The sequence below is a fragment of the Paenibacillus sp. FSL H7-0357 genome (assembly GCF_000758525.1).
Taxonomy (GTDB): Bacteria; Bacillota; Bacilli; order Paenibacillales; family Paenibacillaceae; genus Paenibacillus_AQ.
This window is the reverse complement of sequence record NZ_CP009241.1, coordinates 1,349,510-1,367,700: the sequence shown is the minus strand read 5'-3', so window position 1 is coordinate 1,367,700 and position 18,191 is coordinate 1,349,510. Positions and strand designations below refer to the sequence as shown.

The window sequence follows — 18,191 nt, the reverse complement described above, 5'->3', positions numbered from 1 at the left end:
CAAAAGGACGGTATCCGTTTCAGCGAGAAATAGAAGGATAAATTATAACGTGAAGCATATAAATTCTTATCTTTTAACAAAAAAAGCCCGCACTCTGCACGGACTCCTCATCTTAATATGTATCCAGTTTTGGGGACATCTTCATGAACCCTTTAACATTCCTATGATGATAAACGTAGAAATATAGAGCACAAACATAATGGCCAGCACGAGGCGCATCCGGCTTTTGTTCTTCACATATTTATTCATCAAAAGCATAATGACAGCTATTGCAGCAACGCTCAGAATCGTGATGATATTGCTCATCGCAAACTCTCCTTTACAGTAGATTCTGCTAAGTATATAGGGAAAATCAATTCATTTATATAAAAAAGAGCATAAATATTGTATTTTATTTCATTTATTTGGATTGAGATTTATAAGAGGTGCGACATTTTATGTCGTACCTCTTGTTTTATACTACGAAGGTACCATTCAAACTGTGAAATGAGGTTCAAGATTATGCCGAAAACAAAACGGGGCCGCGTACTTTGGAACTTGCCGTCACGGGGCCGGGGGACATGCCCGATCTGTGAAACTACGCGCATTAAACTGCTCTATCCAAAAGTGAAGAGCGATGGAACCGGAATTAAGGTATGCAAGCGGTGCAGTAAAGCGCCGCAAGTCAAAGTTGATGCTATAACAGGCTAAGCGTATCCTTAGTCGGGGATGCCTCTCTCTTTTATGCGCATCTGCATAAGACAGGTGCAGGCATCCTTGTTTCATTCCGCCGGGTTCCTTATACTCGAAATAAACAAACACAGGGCCAAGCTCTGATTCCCATAATCATGAAAGGGAGCGTCTTACTTGAGCCATATCCACCGTATTCAATGGTTCGACCAGCAGATTAAGGCGAGGCGTTATCCGAACAGCAATCATCTGGCCGGGCAGTTCGAAATCTCCAAGCGCCAGGCTCAGCGGGATATCGAATACATGGCCTCTTCCCTCCGGGCTCCGCTGCAATATGTGGCGAAGCAACGCGGGTATTGCTATGAGGATGACAGCTTCATGCTTCCCTATCTCTATATGACCGATCAGGAAAAGCAGATTCTGAAATATTTGGCTTACCGGTACAGCCGCTATAATTACGAGAATGGAGCGGCAGTACGGCGGATTGGCAGCCTGCTGGAGCGGCTTACCGATGATCAGGAGCCGGGTGCAGAGGCACAGCTGCCGATTTTTACGGTAAATGTACATGTGCTGCAGTATATTGAGCTGCTGGAGCATGCCATCAAAGAATGTATAGTTGTAAGAATTGTTCATGATGGGCAGGAGGGTGAACAGGAAATCTGCCCGTTGAAGCTTGTTAACCACTACGATGATGACCATGTCATTGCCAAGACGGCAGAACATAGTCCGCCCCAGCACTTCCGGCTATCCTCCATCCGTTCTTTGAAGCTGACTGAGCGGCGGTTCAATGGAGAAGCCGACGGCGGACTGCGGCAGGAACAGGTCCGAAAGCTCAAGCCTTTTACGGCACAGATCCGCCTGGCTGCTACACCCAAAGGAGAATCATGGCTCGGATTTCCGGTACATCTTATAGATAAAGACATTTACGAAGTGGATTTTTTCGATCCGGAGATGTTCGTGCAGCATCTGCTCACTACAGAATGGCTGCAAATTTTGGCCCCCCAATGGCTGCAAGTCAAAATAAGCAGCAGATGCCAAGCGATGCTTGATTTGCTGAATCCACAGGAGAATCCAAGTGAACCTTAATAATATTCAGATGAAACGTGAATCGAAGTCTTTTACAGACGCCTTATATGCCATCCTGACAGCCGCGCAGCAGTTTGAAGGACCAAAGTATATGCTTTCCGGGCTTAGCGGCATGGCCTTCAAATTCTCGGTGCACCGCAGGCTTCTACCTATGTCGGTTACGGCATACGGGCAGTGGGGAAATGAGCATGCACCTGCCATTGATAATCTGGGGATTCACACAGCCTATGACGGCGGACGCACAAGGCACAGCTCGTTCGAAGTGTATCAGCAGGATGCCATCGCTTGGATCAAACAAAGCATAGATGCCGGTGTGGGAGCGTTGTATTGGATTCCGGAGTTCGGGGTAATTCACGGCTATAATGATGCGGATAAGGTATTTTATCTGCAGGACGGCTGGTCCGGGGAGAGCCAAGTGGTGTTGTATGACAATTTCGGCATCAACTTCACCTCCTTCTGGTACTGCCAGGTGTTCGGCAATCAGGTAGAGGTTCCCTTGAAGGATGCGGTGCTCGAATCTCTCCGTCTGGCACTCTATGACTGGGAGACACCTTACAAAACATGGCCGGATAAGGAAATCGCCTCAGGCCGGCTCGCCTATTCATACCTGATTCAAGCCTTGAAGCTGGGAGACTTTGATTCTTCGGGTGCCGCATATATTCTGGATTCCTACGTATACGCACGAAGGGAGATCAGGGATTATTTGCAGGAAGTACATCAGCTGATCCCGGGACTGGATGAAGTTCATCACATATACAGTGAATTGGCAGACCTAATGACGGAAGAACTTGCAGTATCTCTGCCTTCCTTTCATGGAACAGGTCAACTGGCTGAGCACCGTCAAGCCTCATTATGTGCAGCGCTGGCCAAAGCTGAGGCCCTCGAAGAACGCGCAATGGAACGGGTCCGGATTGTGTCCGAACGTTACCCTGACCGCAAACGTTCTATTGTGCCCAGATGGGGCGCACATTCGGCAAGGTAATATTTAAGCGCGTGCTATGAACAAGAACGGCGGAAAGAAGGAATTTATTCATGAGTAAAGTCATTCTCCATTCGCTTCAATACCGCCAGGAATCGCATTCGTTTACAGATGCCCTATACGGTATTTTGACAGAGAAAGGCTGGTTCACTTTGCCGAAATGTATGTTGTCCGGAATGACGGCGGCCTGTTTCCGCTTCTCCGTTCACAGGCAGCTCCATTCCGATTCGGCCACGGCCTACAATTGGATGGCGGAGCATCTTGTAGCTTGTGACCTGATTGGAGTAACCGCCTCCCAAATGGGCGGATTTAATTTCACACCTACCTTTCCTCTCTACCAGCAGCAGGCCATCTCTGATATCAAAGCATGCATTGACCGCGGAACGGGCGCAGTGGTATGGAAAGAACGGTTTGTTATTGTGAACGGATACCATGAACAAGAGCAGCTATTTTATTATTTGGACGGGATAGCAGATTCCTGCCAGGAACTCCCCTTCTTAGCATTAGGGCGGAACCTCTCTCCTTATGCCTACTATCAGGTCTACGAGAAGCAGATCGAGATAGATGTGCTGCAGGCCATTAAAGAATCTTTCATACAAGCGGTCTTCAAAGCGGAAACCCATGACATCATGCTGCCGGAGTCCGGTTATGCATGCGGGCTTGCGGCTTATGATGCCATTGTAGAAGCACTTCGTTCCGGCGGCTATGACGCTGAAGGAGCCGCCGAAACATTTTTTGTCTACACTGCGGCCAAACAAGATGCGGCAAAGTATGCACAGGAAGTTCTGGCGTACTGGCCAGCTGCAAAAGAGATCGCCGCACATTATACCCGGTTGTCGGAAATATTCGAGGCGATCACACAGGTTGAACTCCATACGCAACCTCTCCCGCCTTCCAGGTTAGAAGAACTAATAACCTTATTCGGCGTTGCCAAGGCAGCCGAAACCGCCGCCATTCAGTCGATCCGTCACTTGCTGCGTGAACCCATTGCCAACCGTTTTCACGATATTGGACTACGCTGAGCAGAAGCAGGTACGCTTGACAACAAAGTTATAGCTTCTATATATTTTAAGAACTATAACAAATTGGAGCGTGCCTATGAGCGCAGAAGAAGAGAAAACATTAGCTATCCATCAGGTGATGGATAGAATGGCAGCCGTCCAGCATAAATCCCAGGCCTTCGTTGACAGAATTAACAGGCAGGAATCCTTGACCCAGAACCAAATTATGCTGTTGTTCCAACTGCGGCTTACGGGAAAGCTGAATATCACCGATATCTCTGAACGATTCGTCATTACACCGGGAGCCGCTTCCTCCATGTGCGATAGATTGGAAGATGCAGCTCTAATTGAACGGGTACGCACCAAGGAAGACCGCAGAGTGGTCAATATCATACTTACGGAGCAAGGGGAACGGCGGATTCTTGATCTGTTTGACCGCTTCGCTACCGCAGAGCTGGACAAGATTGCGGATACACTCTCCAAAATTCAAATACTGATGGACGAAATTATTGAATAGCTCTCTTATCTGCGCAAGCACCGCCTCAGGCAACTGAAAGGCGGTGCTTTTTGAATGGATTATTATTTCATTGACTATATATTATTATATCTATATATTTTAATTATTAAAATAATATCCGGCAAAAGGGGGCTCTACTCATGATACATCTGGACAAACACACTTCAGTAACAGATGCGTTGAATCATCCTCCGCTTAAAGTAAGAGGGTCTCTCATCCGCCGGGAGGATATCACCTCAGCCTCCGTAGATGTATTCGGGCACTTGAAGGCGCTGGGCAGGGTTACGACGGGACGGCTGAAAGTGTCTGGAGAATGCTCTATAACAGGTGCCTGTCTTGCCGCGAAGGTTGAGAATTTCGGAAGCCTGCGTTTACACAGCCTGCAAGCCGAACATATCCGTTCCTCCGGATATGTTGCGGCATCGGAAGCAATCCATACGCTGACCTTTCTGGGGGAGGGCGCTATGCGGGTGAACAGCCTTACCGCGAAGGAATCCATTACGGTTCTGCTCGGTTCTTCCTGTACTGCGGATCAGGTCAGAACGGACGGAACCCTGATAGTCAGGCGCTCCTCTCTGCTGCTAAAGCGCCTGATGGGACCGTTCCGCAAATTGACTGCCCGCTTGATTCAAGGGACAGCCATTGAGCTGGAGTACACCACAGCTGAGCTTGTGTGCGGGGAGCAGATCCGGGTTGGACCCGGTTGCGATATTCAGGAAATCCGCTACAGCGGAAGTCTGCATGTTGACCCGAAGTCGAAAGTGGGCAGAGCTGTGCATACGAACGGATCTGGAGGGCCTGTATCATGAGCAGAGCAGCCGCATGGATCCCCGACCCAATGCAGCCCTCCTCGATGCCTCCGAAGCTGCCTACGGTATGTGAACTCCTAAATCCTGGGGGTCATCTTTCATACTCAACTATGGTTTCTCCGCTTGAGGCATCCTGAATCTCTCCGATCCGGATGAACCCCAGCTTCTGATAGAGATAATGATTTCTGACTGCCCAAGAGGGCGTGTCCAATGTCCATTTCTGTGCTGAGGGATAAGTGTCAAACAGGAAGCGGAAGGCTTCCTGGCCGTAGCCTTTATTCTGATAATGCGGGTCCATATAAATCCGGCCAAGATGACATTCCTCTCCGCCGGGAGCAGGAAAGACGATCATTCCGCCAATGATCGCATCATCGGCAAGCAGCTTGTAATAGTGGCCCTTCTGCATCATCTCTGCCTGCCAGGCGCTGGAATCATAGCCCGGTGGCCCGTCTTCTTCTTTATTTTGGAACTGCCGCGCGTCCTCGTTGAAGGTTTTCTTCTGTATTTCGGCTAAGGTCTTGGCGTCCTGCGGTTCGGCTAGTTGAATCGTAATCATAAATGTTCTGGCTCCTTTGAATTATTCATCTTATTAGTTTAGTTGTGAAAGGAGTAACTGCTGTACCGCTGCAAAAAAAATGGGTGATGTTTTGTTCCTTCGGTTACTGTATTCGAGGTTCATAGTCAGAGATTCAGCTGACTGGACGACACTCTTGGATTAAAGGGAAATATGCCCGGAATATTGTGGCAACAGCCTCTTTATTGTATTTTATAGGGAATTATGCCCTATAAACCCATCACAAACCCCACATACGACTGGATCCACAGAAATAGCGGGCAGCTTTCCCGTTCATTGCGAAAAAATGCTGATTCCCTAAATATTAGCGGACGTTTTTCCCGGTGCTAATGTTGAACACTTGCAACTCTAAGTATCCAAATTTTGTGTTCAACGTTTCTGATTACTCAATGGGAAAATAGAGATCCATCACCACAGATTGGCCGAGCTCCTGTACTTCCTCCAGCCAGTAACGCTCTTTGTCACAGGCTGTTTGGTATCCCCTGCTGTTCACCCAAGCCGCGAGCTTCTTCCAGCCGAGGGGGATACGCTCAAAGGGATCGGCAAAGGGCTCCGTAATCCGCAATATTGCGTACCTGCAGCCCTCCACATGCTTACACGTTATACCTTCAGCCAGTGCCGGAATATCCTGACCCAGTACAACCCAATATTCATACCCCCGCAGGCCTTCCTGCTGCTGCTCTTCAGACACAGGAACATCAAAACCAAACCTTCTTGTCCCGGCGCCGATTCCTGTTTTCGCTGACCACTCACTCATAAATGTGATGACCTCCGCCTCAGGATCCTTGCTGATTCTTACGCCGCTGGCGGTATTCATCGTGTGGAGACTGTCAATTCTGACCTCACTTAAATAATCCATTGGAATGCCTCCTGTACTGTGGTTTAAGCTTTCCTCTAACAACGGTTTGGGAGGGAGGGAGTAGTTAGCACTCCGGCATCTGCTTGGAACTTGGCCAAACTCCTGCAGAAATGCCCTGCTGAACGCACGCTCGGAGCTATATCCGTAATCCATGGCAATATCTAAAATCCTTCTTCCACGAATCAGCTCATTCATCGCATGGCAAAGCCGTCTCCTGCGGATATACTCCATTAAGGTGACATCCAGATGAATACTAAACAACCTGTGGAAATGAAATTTCGAGAATCCGGATACGCGCGCACAATCCTCAATCGTAATCGGTCCTTGCAGATTCTCTTCAATGTAATCAATTGCTTTCTGCATATACTCCGTATATCCCAAGCCGTTCACATCCTCGTTGCAACGATTACCTTCATTATAATCACCAGGCAAACGGACTACCGGACATTTATTGCTAAGTCCATTTATAGCGAGAAGCATATAAATTCTATATTTAAACAAAAAGATCCCCCGTTAAGGAGATCCCCTGTTCCGCTGCTCAGCGGATTGATTCAGCAATCCGCATGATTTCTTCGCGGTCTAAACCTTGGGTGCTCAAGCTGTATAATACGCCGTCTGCTTCCCAATCCAAGCTTTTGCTATTCATTAACACTGCGTCGATCCCGTTCACCTTCACCTGCTCGATCTTGCCGTCGGTCGACATCTCATAGGCCGTTTCATGATCAGCATAAGACTGCTGCATCCAGAACTTTATACCCTTCTTCTCACTGGTGAAGATCAAGTCGACATATTTGCTGCTGATCCCGTCCTTTCCCGTGTAAAGCTCTCCGTGGTCAAAGGCAATCCCTTCAGGTAAATATTCAGGCAGCTTCACTTCAAAAGCAGCGTATTTATTCAGCTCTGCAAGTGTCTTGACGCTGAAAATACCTGCGGCTTTTTCCTTATCCAGCACATCCTGCTCCTGCTGTGTGACAGGTTTGCCGTCTACAAAATCCACAATCGGCTCGCCGTCCGCCGTAAAGATCTGCCCCCTCTCTATCTCCTGGGCAAAGGAGACTACCGGATGACCGTCCTTATCATAAATCTTGCCTTTCATCTCTTCCGGAATTTCAGGGATCTGGTCCGGATCCATCTCATTCGCGATGATATGTCCCAGATTAATGGTCTGAAGCACCCGGCTCAGAACCTCCTGGGCAAAGGATGGCTTGACCACGGCTCCGCTTACCGCAAATGCTACAAGCAGCGAAGCCGCAATCATTACCGGCCGCTTGAAGCTGCGGGAAGAGTTCCTTCTGGAACCGGCCTGCACTTTGCCTGCCCGGCTTCTAACCTTGGACCAAACTGCCTGCTGATCCGTATTGCGGCTGAAATCATGTTCGGCCAACACTTGTCCAAGCTCAAGCAGCTCACGGTATTCCCCGGATCCCTTCCATTCACCAGAGCCTGCATTATGAACACCGTTATCCATATCCCTCGCAAAACGTTGCGCGGTATCCTTGTTTTTCACAGTTCATCGACACTCCCTATTTCAGATTTGAGTTTTCTCATACTCCGGTAGAGAATTACGCCTACATTACTCTCGGAAATCCCTGTGAGCAGAGCGATCTCTTTATTTTTCAAACCGGCACCGAATTTAAGCGCTACGACATTCCGCTCCTTGACAGCCAGCTTGTCCAGCGCATGATTCAGCCTCGTATTTCGTTCTTCCTCCAGCAGCAAATCCTCGGGGGCTTTTTTGCCGGACACCAGCTCCATAACTGTATCCAGTGAGAACAGACGGGTTCTCTTCCGGCTTCTGTAATAATCGTTCACAACATTTCTGGCGATGGCAAACAGCCACACTTCAAAGGGCGCTTTCTCACCGGAAAAGCTGTCCAGCTTAGACAACGTTTTCTCAAATACCAGGCTCGTCAGATCCTCAGCCGTATAACGGCAGCTGACCCTGTAAGCTATATAGTTATATATCCGCTTATAGTAGGTTTCAAAAATCGTTGTAAACTGCTGGTCTGTCTCTGTATTCCCCTGCATTCTCTCTAGAATAAAAGGCTGTAACAATGCGCGCTCTTGCATCCCTTAAGCTCTCCCTTCCTGCAAAATTTCACTTGGCCAAGTAATTTACTCCAGCTAATACGTGTGTAAGCGCAGTTTCATTACAGGATTGGGAAATTATTACGAAACGGGAAATCCCGAAAGCGAAAATTAATCATTTGGGGATCACCCTCATGGTGCCTGTCTCTCCCTTGGCATCATGGATGATTTCTTTGCTCTATGCGGACTTTGTTGCACATGATGCATTTGCAGGGATTGCGCTGCTGCTGCTGTTGATTCCGCTTTTTTGCCTGGCCGGATTGATCGTTCTGCTTACAGGAATTTTTCACAAAAAAGAAACGGGCACTGTGTAGTTCCCAGCGGACCGTTTCTTTTCCAACAACTATTAATTATACATTATTATCTAATTTAGTATATTTATTGATCAACTCATCCAATAACATAGATTGTTTAATTACACTCGGGTGCAGCAGGCCAAACTGCTGTTCCATCTGATTTAGTCTGGCCCGCTCCACTTCAATCTGTTTCTGGATGACTTCTATCTCGTTCATTAGCACTACCTCCCGTAAATATTCTAGAGGTTTATGTCAAAATATAGGTGAAGTTGTACAATGCATCAACGTATAAAAAAACGCCGCTTGCGGTTTAGTTCCCGTTAAGCGGCGGTAAAGAGTCGACAAATATAAATTTCAGAGGCGGAAACGGAATTATTGAGTGGACATATAAATCCTTGTATTCGAGCAGAAAGGGCTTGCCGACGTTCTAGGTCAGCAGGCCCTTTCTGTTATTTATGAGCTGGCTTCAGCTTCACACCCAGCTTCTGTAAATACGGATTGAGCTGTTCCAGCAATTGTTCATATTGCGCAAGTTCATCTTCCGATAGCTGGACTGAATGTTCCTGAGCAGTCGCCTTGGCTTCATAGGACTTCAGCTCTCCGATCAATTGCCGGACTTCGGCAAACTCGTCACCGCTTAGCTCCTGCTCCGCTTTGGCAATCATCTGATCCCAAAATGCATTGTTGTCACCAGTTTCTGCTATCTTGCCGGGCGTCTCTACTTTTAATTGCTTAAAATAAGGTGCAAGCTGTGCGGTCAGCAGCTCATACCTTTTCTGATCTGTGCTGCTCAGCAACTCGGGATGAAGCACCCCGTCAGCAGCAGCAATCTCCAGGTTAAATCGGCCGATTTCTTTCAGTAACGAAGTAAATTCCGTGAAGTTTTTCTCGCTTAAGCTTGCCTTTGCCTGCTGCAGCTTGGCCTCCAGCTCATCATATTTCTGCTGGGTTCCGCCTATTTGAATTAAATTGTCAGACGAACCATAAATCGAGTCGGCCAGATAGTTGTACCCTGCGTAAGCACCAGTTGGAATTAACAGTGCGGCAGCCACAATTGTGGCTACAAACCATTTTTTCATGCGTCTTCCCCCTTGTCCAGGAATGATCCCGTTAAGGATCCTCCCCTTCAGTTCCGGTGGAGCGATCCAGCCTTCGGCTTTCTCCTGAAGTACTTGCCGCAGGTTATGTTCAAGACTCATGTAGCTCCTCCACCTTCCCTATTTTAATAGTGTCAGCCTTTCGATTCCGGCGCAGCCTCTGCAGAGCGGCATGGATACGTGATTTGACTGTTCCCAGAGGAATGGCCAATATGGCGGCGATCTCTTCCTGGGAATACTCTTGGAGATAATGCAGGATAATAACCTGCTTCAGCTTGAACGGCAACCGGTTCACTGACTCGAGCAGCCCGCGATTCAATAATCGGTCCAAGACATCTCCTGCAAAATCATATTCCATAGACTGGCCTCTCTGCTCCGCTTTCTTCAAAATACGAAGCTGTCTCCATCCCTTTCTCCGGTAAGCATGAATCTGCCGCATGCACACTCCCATAAGCCAGGGACGGAACGGCCGGGATGTGTCAAATTGTCCAAGCGACCGATAGACTTCCATATAAATCTCCTGCACCACATCGTCTGCATCGGAAGGTTCGGATACGAGGAAACGTACGGTCCTGTAGACATCACTGATGGTCGCTTCGTATAACTCACCGTATGCATCACGGCTGCCGGCTAGCGTGAGCTCGATAAGCTGCGAATATTCTGCTCTGTTCTTCATTCCGCCATTCCCCCTTCAGGCTTACACTATATATTGGGTGGCGGTGTATATTTCGTTCGGTTTATTATATCTGGGATACTCCACATAACAACGCTCCGCCTGAGGCCATTAATTATTCGGACGACAGCACTATTCTTCTACTACAAAAATCACATAAAGTCATCGCAATTCAGCACCGTAAACAGACCGAGGCGGTACAAGATAACTATTCTTGTACCGCCTCGGTCCGGTTCCAGCCATGCTTCACAGTTTAATTTTTTCTAATAAGCCCAGCAGCAGCTGCTTCTCTTCCGGTGCGAAGTCCTCATAGACCGCTGCCAGCAGCGACTCCGATACGGCTTCAAATATCGGCTGAAGCTCCCGGCCTTTCGCCGTAAGAGACAATCGAAAGATCCTCCCATCTCTTTGATCCTGCTCCCGCTGGACGTATTCCATGCGCACCAGTTTATCCACCAAAGCTGTAATTGTAGACTTGTCCTTATCAATGTAGCAAGACAACTGATGCATCGTTATGTATTCCTGGACAAACAGCTGGTATAGAATATCTCCGTGCGAGGGGGCGATACCTTGAAGATTGTGTTTTTTCAATTCCCGTTCGATGAACTTATTGCCACGCCGGTGAATGCGGCCAATGACCGCGAGTACATTATTTTCATTCATAATCCCATGTTAATTTTAAGCAAAATATGTGTCAAGCCTTTCCCCGTAAAGCCGCACTTCCCGGCGTAGATTTCTTCAATATTCCGCTTCCAGCCGGTGAATTCCTGTCGATCGGGGTGTGATTCTGGGTACCTTCACTACGTTGACCGCTGGCACCTGACTCATTCGTAACAGCCTTGTTTTTGCTTTGTTAACAGATCGTGATCTGAAAGCAGGCGTTTTAATATATAATAAAATAGACTGGAACTTTTACACTCTGGAGGTTAACCTATGAAAAAATTATTCGGCGCTGCCGCGATCGCCCTGTTTATTGCAGGATGTACGGCTGCGTCTCCTATAGATACTGCTCACGCCGCTTCCCCCTTACTCCTTGCTGTGGATGGACAACCTGCTCTCACACCGCTTCATCCCTTCTATTCCGGAGGAGTCTTGTATGTACCCGCAAGAGTCTTGCTCGAATATTATCCCTGCCAATTGATCTGGGACAATGTCCGCAAACAACTGACCCTCAGCGATATCAGCTCCAATACAGTCCTTACACCCGGCAGCGCAGCCATGCAAATCACCTATACACAAACAGACGGCAGCACTGAAGAAATGCAGGAAGGACCCGTCATCGTGAAGGACGGACATAACTATATCCCGGCTGATACATTGTATGATCTTACCGGAGCTGAAAGTAAGCTTGAGAACACAGGGAATACAGTATCCATTGTGCCCGGAAGTGTCAGCACGACGGTTCGGGTTCCCAAGGAGCCGCTTGCCGTTGCAGCGAACAACTCCAAGGTCAAGCTATATACCGCACTTAAGAACGGCGACACTTATAAAGGATTCATACTTGAAGTGAATGGCCGGAAACATAACTTCAATTGGTCGGCTCCAAGAATCTATAACTCTCCGCCCGAGCTTCACTATGCCGATGTCGATAACGACGGGAAGCCGGAAGCAATCGTCATTCTGACGCGGGGTACCGGAACCGGAATTGTTGCGCAGGAGGTCCATGTCGTAAAGCCTGAACTGTGGAAAGAGCTAACCCTCCCTGCAGCAGATAAGGCTGCTGCAGCTGCCGTTACCTCCAGTCTGGCCATCGATCAAAAGGATGTGCTGATCCGCCTTGAGGTCAAAGGAGCGGAACCGGCCAAGCTAACACTACGGCTTCCCGGCCGTGCAACGGATAACGGTTTGGATTATTTCGGCAAGGAGGCAGGAATCGGCGCTGTTACCTATTACCAAGTGGAGGGCGGCAAACTGAAGGCAGAGACCAGTGTAATGGTCGGAATGCAGGAGAGTATAGGAACACTCATGCTGGAGTACAAGGCAGGCGGGAAGGGAATGGAACTGGGTTCAATCAAATTTGAGCCGGATGCTGCCATCAAGCCGAATATGGAGCCTAAGCAGGGGTAATTGAACAAAATCAAGAGTCTGCCGGAGACAACAGAAGGAGGTTCAAGAAACCAATGATAGATGCCCATATCCATCTAGAGCAATATAATGACACGGAGCTGGAGTCCATGTTGCTTGAGCTGCCGGGACTCGATATCGAATCGCTGATCGCAGTCTCGATGAACCTGGATTCCTGCATCCGCACGCAGAAAATCGCCGCATTATATCCAGTCCAGGTAAAACCGGCCTATGGCTTCCACCCCGAGCAGCCACTGCCTCAGGAAACCGAGCTTTACGCACTGCTGGACTGGATTGAACGCCATGCCGGAGAAATGACTGCCGTAGGTGAAATCGGATTGCCCTACTATACACGGGCAGAAGCGCTGGAGCGGGGCGAAGCCTTTGAGATGGAGCCGTATATCAGGCTGCTGGATACCCTGCTTGGTCTTGCTGCCCGCCTGAACAAGCCCGTTGTACTGCATGCCGTATACGAAGATGCTCTGACCGCTTGCGATCTTCTGGAGAAGCACGGTATTACCCGCGCGCACTTTCATTGGTTCAAAGGCCCGGAAGAAGTTATTGTCCGCATGATCGAACGCGGATATCATATTTCCTTCACCCCGGATATTCTCTACGAACCGGAGATCCGCGAACTCGCCCTCCGCTATCCGCCGAAGCTGGTAATGGCGGAGACAGATGGACCTTGGCCGTTCGAAGGTCCTTTTGCCGGGAAGCCCACCCATCCGGCCATGATCCGTGAAGTTGCAGCCGCCTGGGGGGCGCTGCATGGTTATTCCGCCTCCCAGGCGGCGGCCATGCTGACTGCGAATACGGCGAGGTTCTATGATTTCTAGATAGAGACACGCTGCCGCCGGAGAAGACGGCTGTGTAATTGCCAACAAGTCAGAGCTAGCCCTACAGCGGGATTCTTTCTACACCTGACAATTTCTCACCGGTGAATTCCATCCGGTAAATATCCGGCTTCGTAGTCTGCATCAGAAATTCCAGTTCATAGTCCTCGGAGAAATACCCCATCATTAAGGCCATTACCAGACCATGAGTGCCGATGACTATATTTTCTCCCGGGTGCTTCCGCAGGATATCCTTAAGGACTTGGACCGCCCGATCTTGGCATTCGTTATTGGATTCTCCGCCCGGTAAGGCAAAATCCGCGTCTGCATACATCTTCCTTAGCGCTGGATATAATTCATCTTCTGGCAACGGGCGGTTGCCTTCCATCCAGATTTTTTCTTTCAGCGCTTCATCAGGAACAATCTCCTGGCCCAGTTCTTCTGCTAAATCTGCTATCGTCTGTACCGCACGGACATAAGGACTGCTGTAAAATGCATGGATCCCTTCACTCCGCAATTTTGCCGTCACGTAACGGGCATCTGCTTCACCTTTGGGAGATAACCCGCGTTCCCTCTCATCTCCTCCGGTTTTGGGAGACTCTCCGTGCCGTACCATGTAAATGAAAGTACTCATTTCAAATAATCCTCCTGAAATTGTATTGCGGCATTGAATTCTTACAATAACTGTAAGTGCATACAAGCCTGCGGCTGAAGCATACGCTTCTCCTAACACTTTCGCCGGGAGAATCCCATGTCCTCCTTCAACAAGAAAAATAGACCAACCAAAGGTTTCTGGCTGACCTAATACTAATAAAGAGCCACGCGGGCTTGTTGGATGTTTAAGTTGAATATGGGAAGCTCTACAGGGGAAGCCCTAAGTGCACTTTGTACAGTTATATCAGGGATATTTGCACATATGGGAGAGTTAGTTGTATTCTGTACAGCTAGAAATCGGCTATCCACCGAATATCGGGCAATCAGCTAATTTTAGCTGTACGAAATACAATTAAAAGTAAAATCAGGCCCTGGAGAGTCACTTTAGCTGTACGAAATACAACTATAAATCTGCCACCCGGCAGATGAGGCAAAGGGAGAGGTCCAGCTTACCAAAACCAAACTAAAATAACTCCAGGCACCGCTGCCCCCTACTACCCAATTCGTCCGCAGAACCAGCTTAACTACGCTGTCACGTCATTTAGAGCCACTACCACTTCTATTGAGCACACTTCTATCCAGCACACTTCTATCGAGCACACTAATATCCAGCTCACTAGCTGACCTGTTCTACAGAAGTTACTCTCTCCTGTTTTGCAACTGGCCAAAGCACACGTCCGAACACTATACCGGTCAGACCCAGAACAGCTTGGACGATGCCGAAGTTGACGAAGATTTGACCAGGACCGGCAAGTTCGACCAGCAGACCTCCCAGCAGCGGGGCAACAATCATCACGGCACCGAGAATCGTGCTCTGAATACCGAATACCCGGCCTGTCATATGTGGAGGCGTTTCTTTCTGCAGGCAATAATTAAAGGCCACAATAAACATTCCGTTCCCGATGCCCAGTACAAATCCCAGCAGCAGCACCCAGATTACAGAAGCTCCAGGCTGGAGCAGTCCCAGGCCGAGAACTGAGCCGCCGATCAGCACATAACCAGTGCCAAGTCTCCAGCCATACCCCGTTCCCAGCTTCAGCTTGTTCATGACGAGGATGATGAGCACAGCCCCCGCACCGGAAGCGGCAACCATCCAGCCCAGCAGGGATTCATTGGTCGGCGAAACCATCCGGAACAAGCTGGTAAATTGAAAATCAATCATCTGGATCGCCAATGCCCCGGTAAGTCCGAACAGCATCGTATTCAGCAACACTCGGCTGTGCAGCATAAAGCTCCAGCCTTCCTTCCACATGGTGCGAAGCGGAACCCGTTCCTCCGGTGACTCGGAAACAAGATTTGCCTCCCCCGCAGGAATGTTTCTTACCGAAAGCAGCAGCAGATAGGAGCAGACACGAAAAATGGCATTCAGTAAAATGCACCACTGCGGCGTGAGCACTGACAAGGCTAATCCGCCCAGCAGCGGGCCGGCAATTTTGGAGCCTTGATTCACAATGCCGTTAAGCGAGGTTGCCTGAAGCAGCTGGTCCTCCCTGACAATACTCCGGGTCATGGACTGCTGTGCAGGCACATTTAACGTAGAAACTGCTGCGCGCAGCGACAGCAAAGGCAGCAGCCAGACCATGCTGGGAGCAAATAATACCAGCACGGTCAGAACCGCGGTGAGCAGATCGCATAACCGCATCAGCTTCAGCTTGTTCATCCGGTCGGCGGCCACCCCTGCCACGGAGCCGAGCAATACGCTCGGCAGTGCTATGGCTACCGGAATCAGCGCCAGCATCAGCGGGCTGGCCTGCCAGCGGTAGCCGACAAGCACTTGAATGGCTAGTGTATCGAACCAATCGCCAAAGGTTGCCGTGGCGAAGGCGCTGTATACACGCATGTATACTTTGTTATGCAGCAGGCTGGTTCCCTGCTTAGTTGAAGCCTCCATCTGTCATTCCTCCAGGTCACATTTAGAATCTTAGAATTGTGTAATTCATGATCCTACTGTAACGGAGAATTGTCAGAGAATTATCAGAGAGCTTTCAATATCTGCTGCAACACATCCTCCAAAGACTGGGCAAGCCGGTCAAACCCCAATTCCTCAAGCTTGGCTGCAAATTGATTATCATATTTGTGCTGCAACGCTTGAGGAGGAGGGAACATCCGGCAGAAGTGATATATCCGGTACAACGCATGAAGAGGCAGAGGAACGAATCCAGTCATTTCCAGCACCTGCAGCCCTTCATCCAGCAGGTTCTCTGCTTCACGCCACTGCTTGTTGCGCAAACGCCATAGTCCTTTTACTATTTTATAGCTGCCAATCTCCCGCAAAAAGGGCTTGTCCAACAATACTTTCCCTATAGCCTCGTCCAGCCGTTCCAGCTCTGCATCTCCGGTTCCCGCCACCAGATGCACAAACAGCTCCACAATCATCGTAACCGGAATAAAATTTTCATAACCGGGTTCAGCAATCACTTGATAGGACCTTTCCAGACGTTCCAGCGCCCTCTCCGGCTGCCCCGCTAAGGTGAACAAATCCAGAATTGTGAGGATCTCCAATTCCACCTGATCAGGCGGAGGCAGCAGTTTTTTCCGGATCACCTGCTCACAGTACGCCAGCTTCGCCTTGGGGTCGCCGGAGAAAAAGTAGAACAGCAGAAGGTAAAAAAGCCGGTCCTTTAAAGGCACCTCTTTCGTATACAGCAGCCACTCCAAATCCCCTTGCACAAAGTGAATAACCATGGAATAATGCGGGTCCAGCTCATAGCCGAGTATGTCCTGCTGACGCGCGAGGGTGAGCATCGATTTGCCCTGGCCGTATACATGAAACTTGCCGAACACGTCACGCATCGTATCGCGCAGCTCCGGATCATGCGTGGTCGGTGTAATCATCACACTGCCCAAACCCGGCACTGCCAGACTATAACCAAAGCCCCGTACCGTCTTGATATCAAGACCTTTAAGTCCGCGGAGCTTTTTGCGCAGCCGGTAGATATGATCATCCACTGTCCGTTCCACCGGATACTCCAGCGGCCATACTTTATCCAGAAGCTGCTCCCGGCTGAAAGTACGCCCCCTGTTATGGTATAAAAACTGCAGGAGCGCAAATTCCTTAGGCAGCAGCTCGATCGTCATTCCTTCAGCTGACACTTTATATTCGCTCCCGTTTAATTCCAGATGCATAGCTGAACCTCTTTTCCACGGATGAATCTATCACTTTATTATAACAGCCAGCCTTCACCCAGCTCCAGCGGGAAAAAGGCAAAAAGAGCAAACACGCAACTTCCTGCAGTTTGCTCTTTATTCCACTCTACCTATTGCGCTTTGCAGCAGCAGTATCTCTTATCCGCAGATTATCCTGCCATATTGTTAACTGCATCCTGTTCAGAAAATACAGAGATATGATCCACGGTGCCGGAGGACTCCGGAATAATGAATTTGAGCTGGTATTCCTTGCCGGCTTGGTAAATGTAAATCTTATCGCTGCCGTTCACCGCAGTGCTGCCCGGCTTGCCGAGTACTTCTTCAATCTGCTTCAGAGTCAACCTCTGCAGCTCAGCAGCGCTTGAGCGGACATCGAAAATCCGGCTGCCTTTATTGAAGCCAAATACGACATGTTTGTCGCTGTAGACTGAATACATCCCTTTACCCGCCGAATCCTTCGTGTCCGGCTCTCCCCATGCTGCTTCGACCTCATCTATTAATCCGCTGTGCGCAGCATATTCTACACCCGGCACTTTGCCCTGCTTGGCAAGCTGGAGCAGTTCTTCCAGCTGCTTGCTGCTATCCTGCGGAGCTGCGGCAGAAGACCCTCCAGCTCCAGAGCTTGGTGAGGCTGCCGCTGCCGGCTCCTCGGTTGGAGAAGATGAAGCGCTCGCTTCCGGCTGTGAGGTTGCCGGTACATCCGTACCAGCCGCCGTTGCCGGCGATGCAGATGCCGCCGCCTGTTGGTCAGAGGAATCACAAGCCGTGAGCCCGATCACCCCTGCCAATATAAAGATGCCAGCTATTGCTCTAAATGTTGTTGTCATCTTGTCATCTCCTTGACT

22 protein-coding genes are annotated in these 18,191 nt (G+C 49.3%); 9 read left to right on the top strand and 13 right to left on the bottom strand.

Annotated features, from left to right (window positions below):
- Positions 1 to 141: 141 nt before the first annotated feature.
- Positions 142 to 306 (bottom strand): hypothetical protein, encoded by a 165-nt coding sequence (locus H70357_RS35695; RefSeq protein ID WP_156130819.1) that lies wholly within the window; start codon positions 304 to 306, stop codon positions 142 to 144.
- Positions 307 to 501: 195 nt separating this feature from the next.
- On the opposite strand from H70357_RS35695, the gene H70357_RS36500 reads away from it, so the two are divergent.
- The 6 genes from H70357_RS36500 to H70357_RS06005 all read left to right on the top strand — a co-directional run bounded on the left by H70357_RS36500 (position 502) and on the right by H70357_RS06005 (position 5,061).
- Entirely contained in the window at positions 502 to 690 is a 189-nt protein-coding gene (locus tag H70357_RS36500) for a hypothetical protein (protein ID WP_076111252.1), read from the top strand.
- A 156-nt stretch (positions 691 to 846) separates the two neighbouring features.
- Positions 847 to 1,755 carry a helix-turn-helix transcriptional regulator gene (locus tag H70357_RS06025; RefSeq protein ID WP_038586920.1) on the top strand — a complete coding sequence of 303 codons (909 nt, stop codon included), beginning with the start codon at positions 847 to 849 and terminating at the stop codon, positions 1,753 to 1,755.
- Positions 1,745 to 2,737 carry a hypothetical protein gene (locus H70357_RS06020; RefSeq protein WP_231578382.1) on the top strand — a complete coding sequence of 331 codons (993 nt, stop codon included), beginning with the start codon at positions 1,745 to 1,747 and terminating at the stop codon, positions 2,735 to 2,737. The genes H70357_RS06025 and H70357_RS06020 overlap by 11 nt, the downstream gene beginning before the upstream one ends.
- A 50-nt stretch (positions 2,738 to 2,787) precedes the next feature.
- Positions 2,788 to 3,756 (top strand): hypothetical protein, encoded by a 969-nt coding sequence (locus H70357_RS06015; RefSeq protein ID WP_038586914.1) that lies wholly within the window; start codon positions 2,788 to 2,790, stop codon positions 3,754 to 3,756.
- Positions 3,757 to 3,832: 76 nt separating this feature from the next.
- Positions 3,833 to 4,252 carry a MarR family winged helix-turn-helix transcriptional regulator gene (locus H70357_RS06010; RefSeq protein ID WP_052091857.1) on the top strand — a complete coding sequence of 140 codons (420 nt, stop codon included), beginning with the start codon at positions 3,833 to 3,835 and terminating at the stop codon, positions 4,250 to 4,252.
- Between the two features lie 140 nt (positions 4,253 to 4,392).
- Positions 4,393 to 5,061, top strand: coding sequence for a hypothetical protein (locus H70357_RS06005; protein ID WP_038586911.1), 669 nt, complete (start codon positions 4,393 to 4,395; stop codon positions 5,059 to 5,061).
- Between the two features lie 91 nt (positions 5,062 to 5,152).
- Here the strand turns inward: H70357_RS06005 and H70357_RS06000 are convergent, their stop codons facing one another.
- From H70357_RS06000 to H70357_RS05985, 4 genes are all read right to left on the bottom strand, one after another.
- Positions 5,153 to 5,617: a GNAT family N-acetyltransferase gene (locus H70357_RS06000; protein ID WP_038586908.1), complete on the bottom strand. Its 465-nt coding sequence runs from the start codon at positions 5,615 to 5,617 to the stop codon at positions 5,153 to 5,155.
- 400 nt (positions 5,618 to 6,017) lie between these two features.
- A complete protein-coding gene (locus H70357_RS34190; protein WP_081965702.1) occupies positions 6,018 to 6,995 on the bottom strand; it encodes a helix-turn-helix domain-containing protein in 978 nt (325 codons plus the stop codon).
- A 37-nt stretch (positions 6,996 to 7,032) separates the two neighbouring features.
- Complete coding sequence (locus H70357_RS05990; RefSeq protein WP_038586905.1) at positions 7,033 to 8,001, bottom strand: DUF4367 domain-containing protein; 969 nt, start codon at positions 7,999 to 8,001, stop codon at positions 7,033 to 7,035.
- The gene (locus H70357_RS05985; RefSeq protein ID WP_052091855.1) at positions 7,998 to 8,564 is read right to left on the bottom strand and encodes a sigma-70 family RNA polymerase sigma factor; all 567 of its coding nucleotides are present in this window, start codon (positions 8,562 to 8,564) and stop codon (positions 7,998 to 8,000) included. Before H70357_RS05985 ends, H70357_RS05990 begins: the two co-directional genes overlap by 4 nt.
- A 152-nt stretch (positions 8,565 to 8,716) precedes the next feature.
- Here H70357_RS05985 and H70357_RS05980 point away from each other — a divergent pair, with 152 nt between their 5' ends.
- The gene (locus H70357_RS05980) at positions 8,717 to 8,896 is read left to right on the top strand and encodes a hypothetical protein (protein WP_052091854.1); all 180 of its coding nucleotides are present in this window, start codon (positions 8,717 to 8,719) and stop codon (positions 8,894 to 8,896) included.
- Between the two features lie 36 nt (positions 8,897 to 8,932).
- On the opposite strand, the gene H70357_RS34985 is transcribed toward H70357_RS05980, so the two are convergent.
- From H70357_RS34985 to H70357_RS05965, 4 genes are all read right to left on the bottom strand, one after another.
- The gene (locus H70357_RS34985; protein ID WP_081965701.1) at positions 8,933 to 9,094 is read right to left on the bottom strand and encodes an aspartyl-phosphate phosphatase Spo0E family protein; all 162 of its coding nucleotides are present in this window, start codon (positions 9,092 to 9,094) and stop codon (positions 8,933 to 8,935) included.
- 233 nt (positions 9,095 to 9,327) lie between these two features.
- Positions 9,328 to 10,077, bottom strand: coding sequence for a DUF3600 domain-containing protein (locus tag H70357_RS05975; RefSeq protein ID WP_052091853.1), 750 nt, complete (start codon positions 10,075 to 10,077; stop codon positions 9,328 to 9,330).
- The gene (locus H70357_RS05970; protein ID WP_038586903.1) at positions 10,067 to 10,651 is read right to left on the bottom strand and encodes a sigma-70 family RNA polymerase sigma factor; all 585 of its coding nucleotides are present in this window, start codon (positions 10,649 to 10,651) and stop codon (positions 10,067 to 10,069) included. Before H70357_RS05970 ends, H70357_RS05975 begins: the two co-directional genes overlap by 11 nt.
- A gap of 243 nt (positions 10,652 to 10,894) precedes the next feature.
- Positions 10,895 to 11,311, bottom strand: a complete 417-nt coding sequence (locus tag H70357_RS05965) for a MarR family winged helix-turn-helix transcriptional regulator (protein ID WP_038586901.1) — start codon at positions 11,309 to 11,311, stop codon at positions 10,895 to 10,897.
- A gap of 270 nt (positions 11,312 to 11,581) precedes the next feature.
- Between H70357_RS05965 and H70357_RS05960 the strand changes: the two genes are divergently transcribed.
- Positions 11,582 to 12,715 carry a stalk domain-containing protein gene (locus H70357_RS05960; RefSeq protein WP_038586899.1) on the top strand — a complete coding sequence of 378 codons (1,134 nt, stop codon included), beginning with the start codon at positions 11,582 to 11,584 and terminating at the stop codon, positions 12,713 to 12,715.
- A 53-nt stretch (positions 12,716 to 12,768) separates the two neighbouring features.
- Positions 12,769 to 13,548 carry a TatD family hydrolase gene (locus tag H70357_RS05955; protein ID WP_038586897.1) on the top strand — a complete coding sequence of 260 codons (780 nt, stop codon included), beginning with the start codon at positions 12,769 to 12,771 and terminating at the stop codon, positions 13,546 to 13,548.
- Between the two features lie 61 nt (positions 13,549 to 13,609).
- Here H70357_RS05955 and H70357_RS05950 read toward each other — a convergent pair whose 3' ends face one another.
- The 4 genes from H70357_RS05950 to H70357_RS05935 all read right to left on the bottom strand — a co-directional run bounded on the left by H70357_RS05950 (position 13,610) and on the right by H70357_RS05935 (position 18,173).
- The gene (locus tag H70357_RS05950; RefSeq protein ID WP_038586894.1) at positions 13,610 to 14,179 is read right to left on the bottom strand and encodes a histidine phosphatase family protein; all 570 of its coding nucleotides are present in this window, start codon (positions 14,177 to 14,179) and stop codon (positions 13,610 to 13,612) included.
- A 636-nt stretch (positions 14,180 to 14,815) separates the two neighbouring features.
- On the bottom strand, positions 14,816 to 16,090 hold the full coding sequence (locus H70357_RS05945; RefSeq protein WP_052091852.1) for an MFS transporter: 1,275 nt from the start codon (positions 16,088 to 16,090) through the stop codon (positions 14,816 to 14,818).
- Positions 16,091 to 16,173: 83 nt separating this feature from the next.
- A complete protein-coding gene (locus tag H70357_RS36875; RefSeq protein WP_038586891.1) occupies positions 16,174 to 17,325 on the bottom strand; it encodes a winged helix-turn-helix domain-containing protein in 1,152 nt (383 codons plus the stop codon).
- A gap of 170 nt (positions 17,326 to 17,495) precedes the next feature.
- A complete protein-coding gene (locus H70357_RS05935; RefSeq protein WP_038586888.1) occupies positions 17,496 to 18,173 on the bottom strand; it encodes a YjgB family protein in 678 nt (225 codons plus the stop codon).
- Positions 18,174 to 18,191 lie beyond the last annotated feature (18 nt).

Coding starts and splice junctions, on each gene's coding strand:
- H70357_RS05955 (WP_038586897.1), top strand. CDS start 12,769: ATGATAGATGCCCATATCCATCTAGAGCAATATAATGACACGGAGCTG.
- H70357_RS05945 (WP_052091852.1), bottom strand. CDS start 16,090: ATGGAGGCTTCAACTAAGCAGGGAACCAGCCTGCTGCATAACAAAGTA.
- H70357_RS06015 (WP_038586914.1), top strand. CDS start 2,788: ATGAGTAAAGTCATTCTCCATTCGCTTCAATACCGCCAGGAATCGCAT.
- H70357_RS05975 (WP_052091853.1), bottom strand. CDS start 10,077: ATGAGTCTTGAACATAACCTGCGGCAAGTACTTCAGGAGAAAGCCGAA.
- H70357_RS05950 (WP_038586894.1), bottom strand. CDS start 14,179: ATGAGTACTTTCATTTACATGGTACGGCACGGAGAGTCTCCCAAAACC.
- H70357_RS06005 (WP_038586911.1), top strand. CDS start 4,393: ATGATACATCTGGACAAACACACTTCAGTAACAGATGCGTTGAATCAT.
- H70357_RS05965 (WP_038586901.1), bottom strand. CDS start 11,311: ATGAATGAAAATAATGTACTCGCGGTCATTGGCCGCATTCACCGGCGT.
- H70357_RS05960 (WP_038586899.1), top strand. CDS start 11,582: ATGAAAAAATTATTCGGCGCTGCCGCGATCGCCCTGTTTATTGCAGGA.
- H70357_RS35695 (WP_156130819.1), bottom strand. CDS start 306: ATGAGCAATATCATCACGATTCTGAGCGTTGCTGCAATAGCTGTCATT.
- H70357_RS06010 (WP_052091857.1), top strand. CDS start 3,833: ATGAGCGCAGAAGAAGAGAAAACATTAGCTATCCATCAGGTGATGGAT.
- H70357_RS36875 (WP_038586891.1), bottom strand. CDS start 17,325: ATGCATCTGGAATTAAACGGGAGCGAATATAAAGTGTCAGCTGAAGGA.
- H70357_RS05980 (WP_052091854.1), top strand. CDS start 8,717: ATGGTGCCTGTCTCTCCCTTGGCATCATGGATGATTTCTTTGCTCTAT.
- H70357_RS05935 (WP_038586888.1), bottom strand. CDS start 18,173: ATGACAACAACATTTAGAGCAATAGCTGGCATCTTTATATTGGCAGGG.
- H70357_RS34985 (WP_081965701.1), bottom strand. CDS start 9,094: ATGAACGAGATAGAAGTCATCCAGAAACAGATTGAAGTGGAGCGGGCC.
- H70357_RS06000 (WP_038586908.1), bottom strand. CDS start 5,617: ATGATTACGATTCAACTAGCCGAACCGCAGGACGCCAAGACCTTAGCC.
- H70357_RS36500 (WP_076111252.1), top strand. CDS start 502: ATGCCGAAAACAAAACGGGGCCGCGTACTTTGGAACTTGCCGTCACGG.
- H70357_RS05985 (WP_052091855.1), bottom strand. CDS start 8,564: ATGCAAGAGCGCGCATTGTTACAGCCTTTTATTCTAGAGAGAATGCAG.
- H70357_RS05970 (WP_038586903.1), bottom strand. CDS start 10,651: ATGAAGAACAGAGCAGAATATTCGCAGCTTATCGAGCTCACGCTAGCC.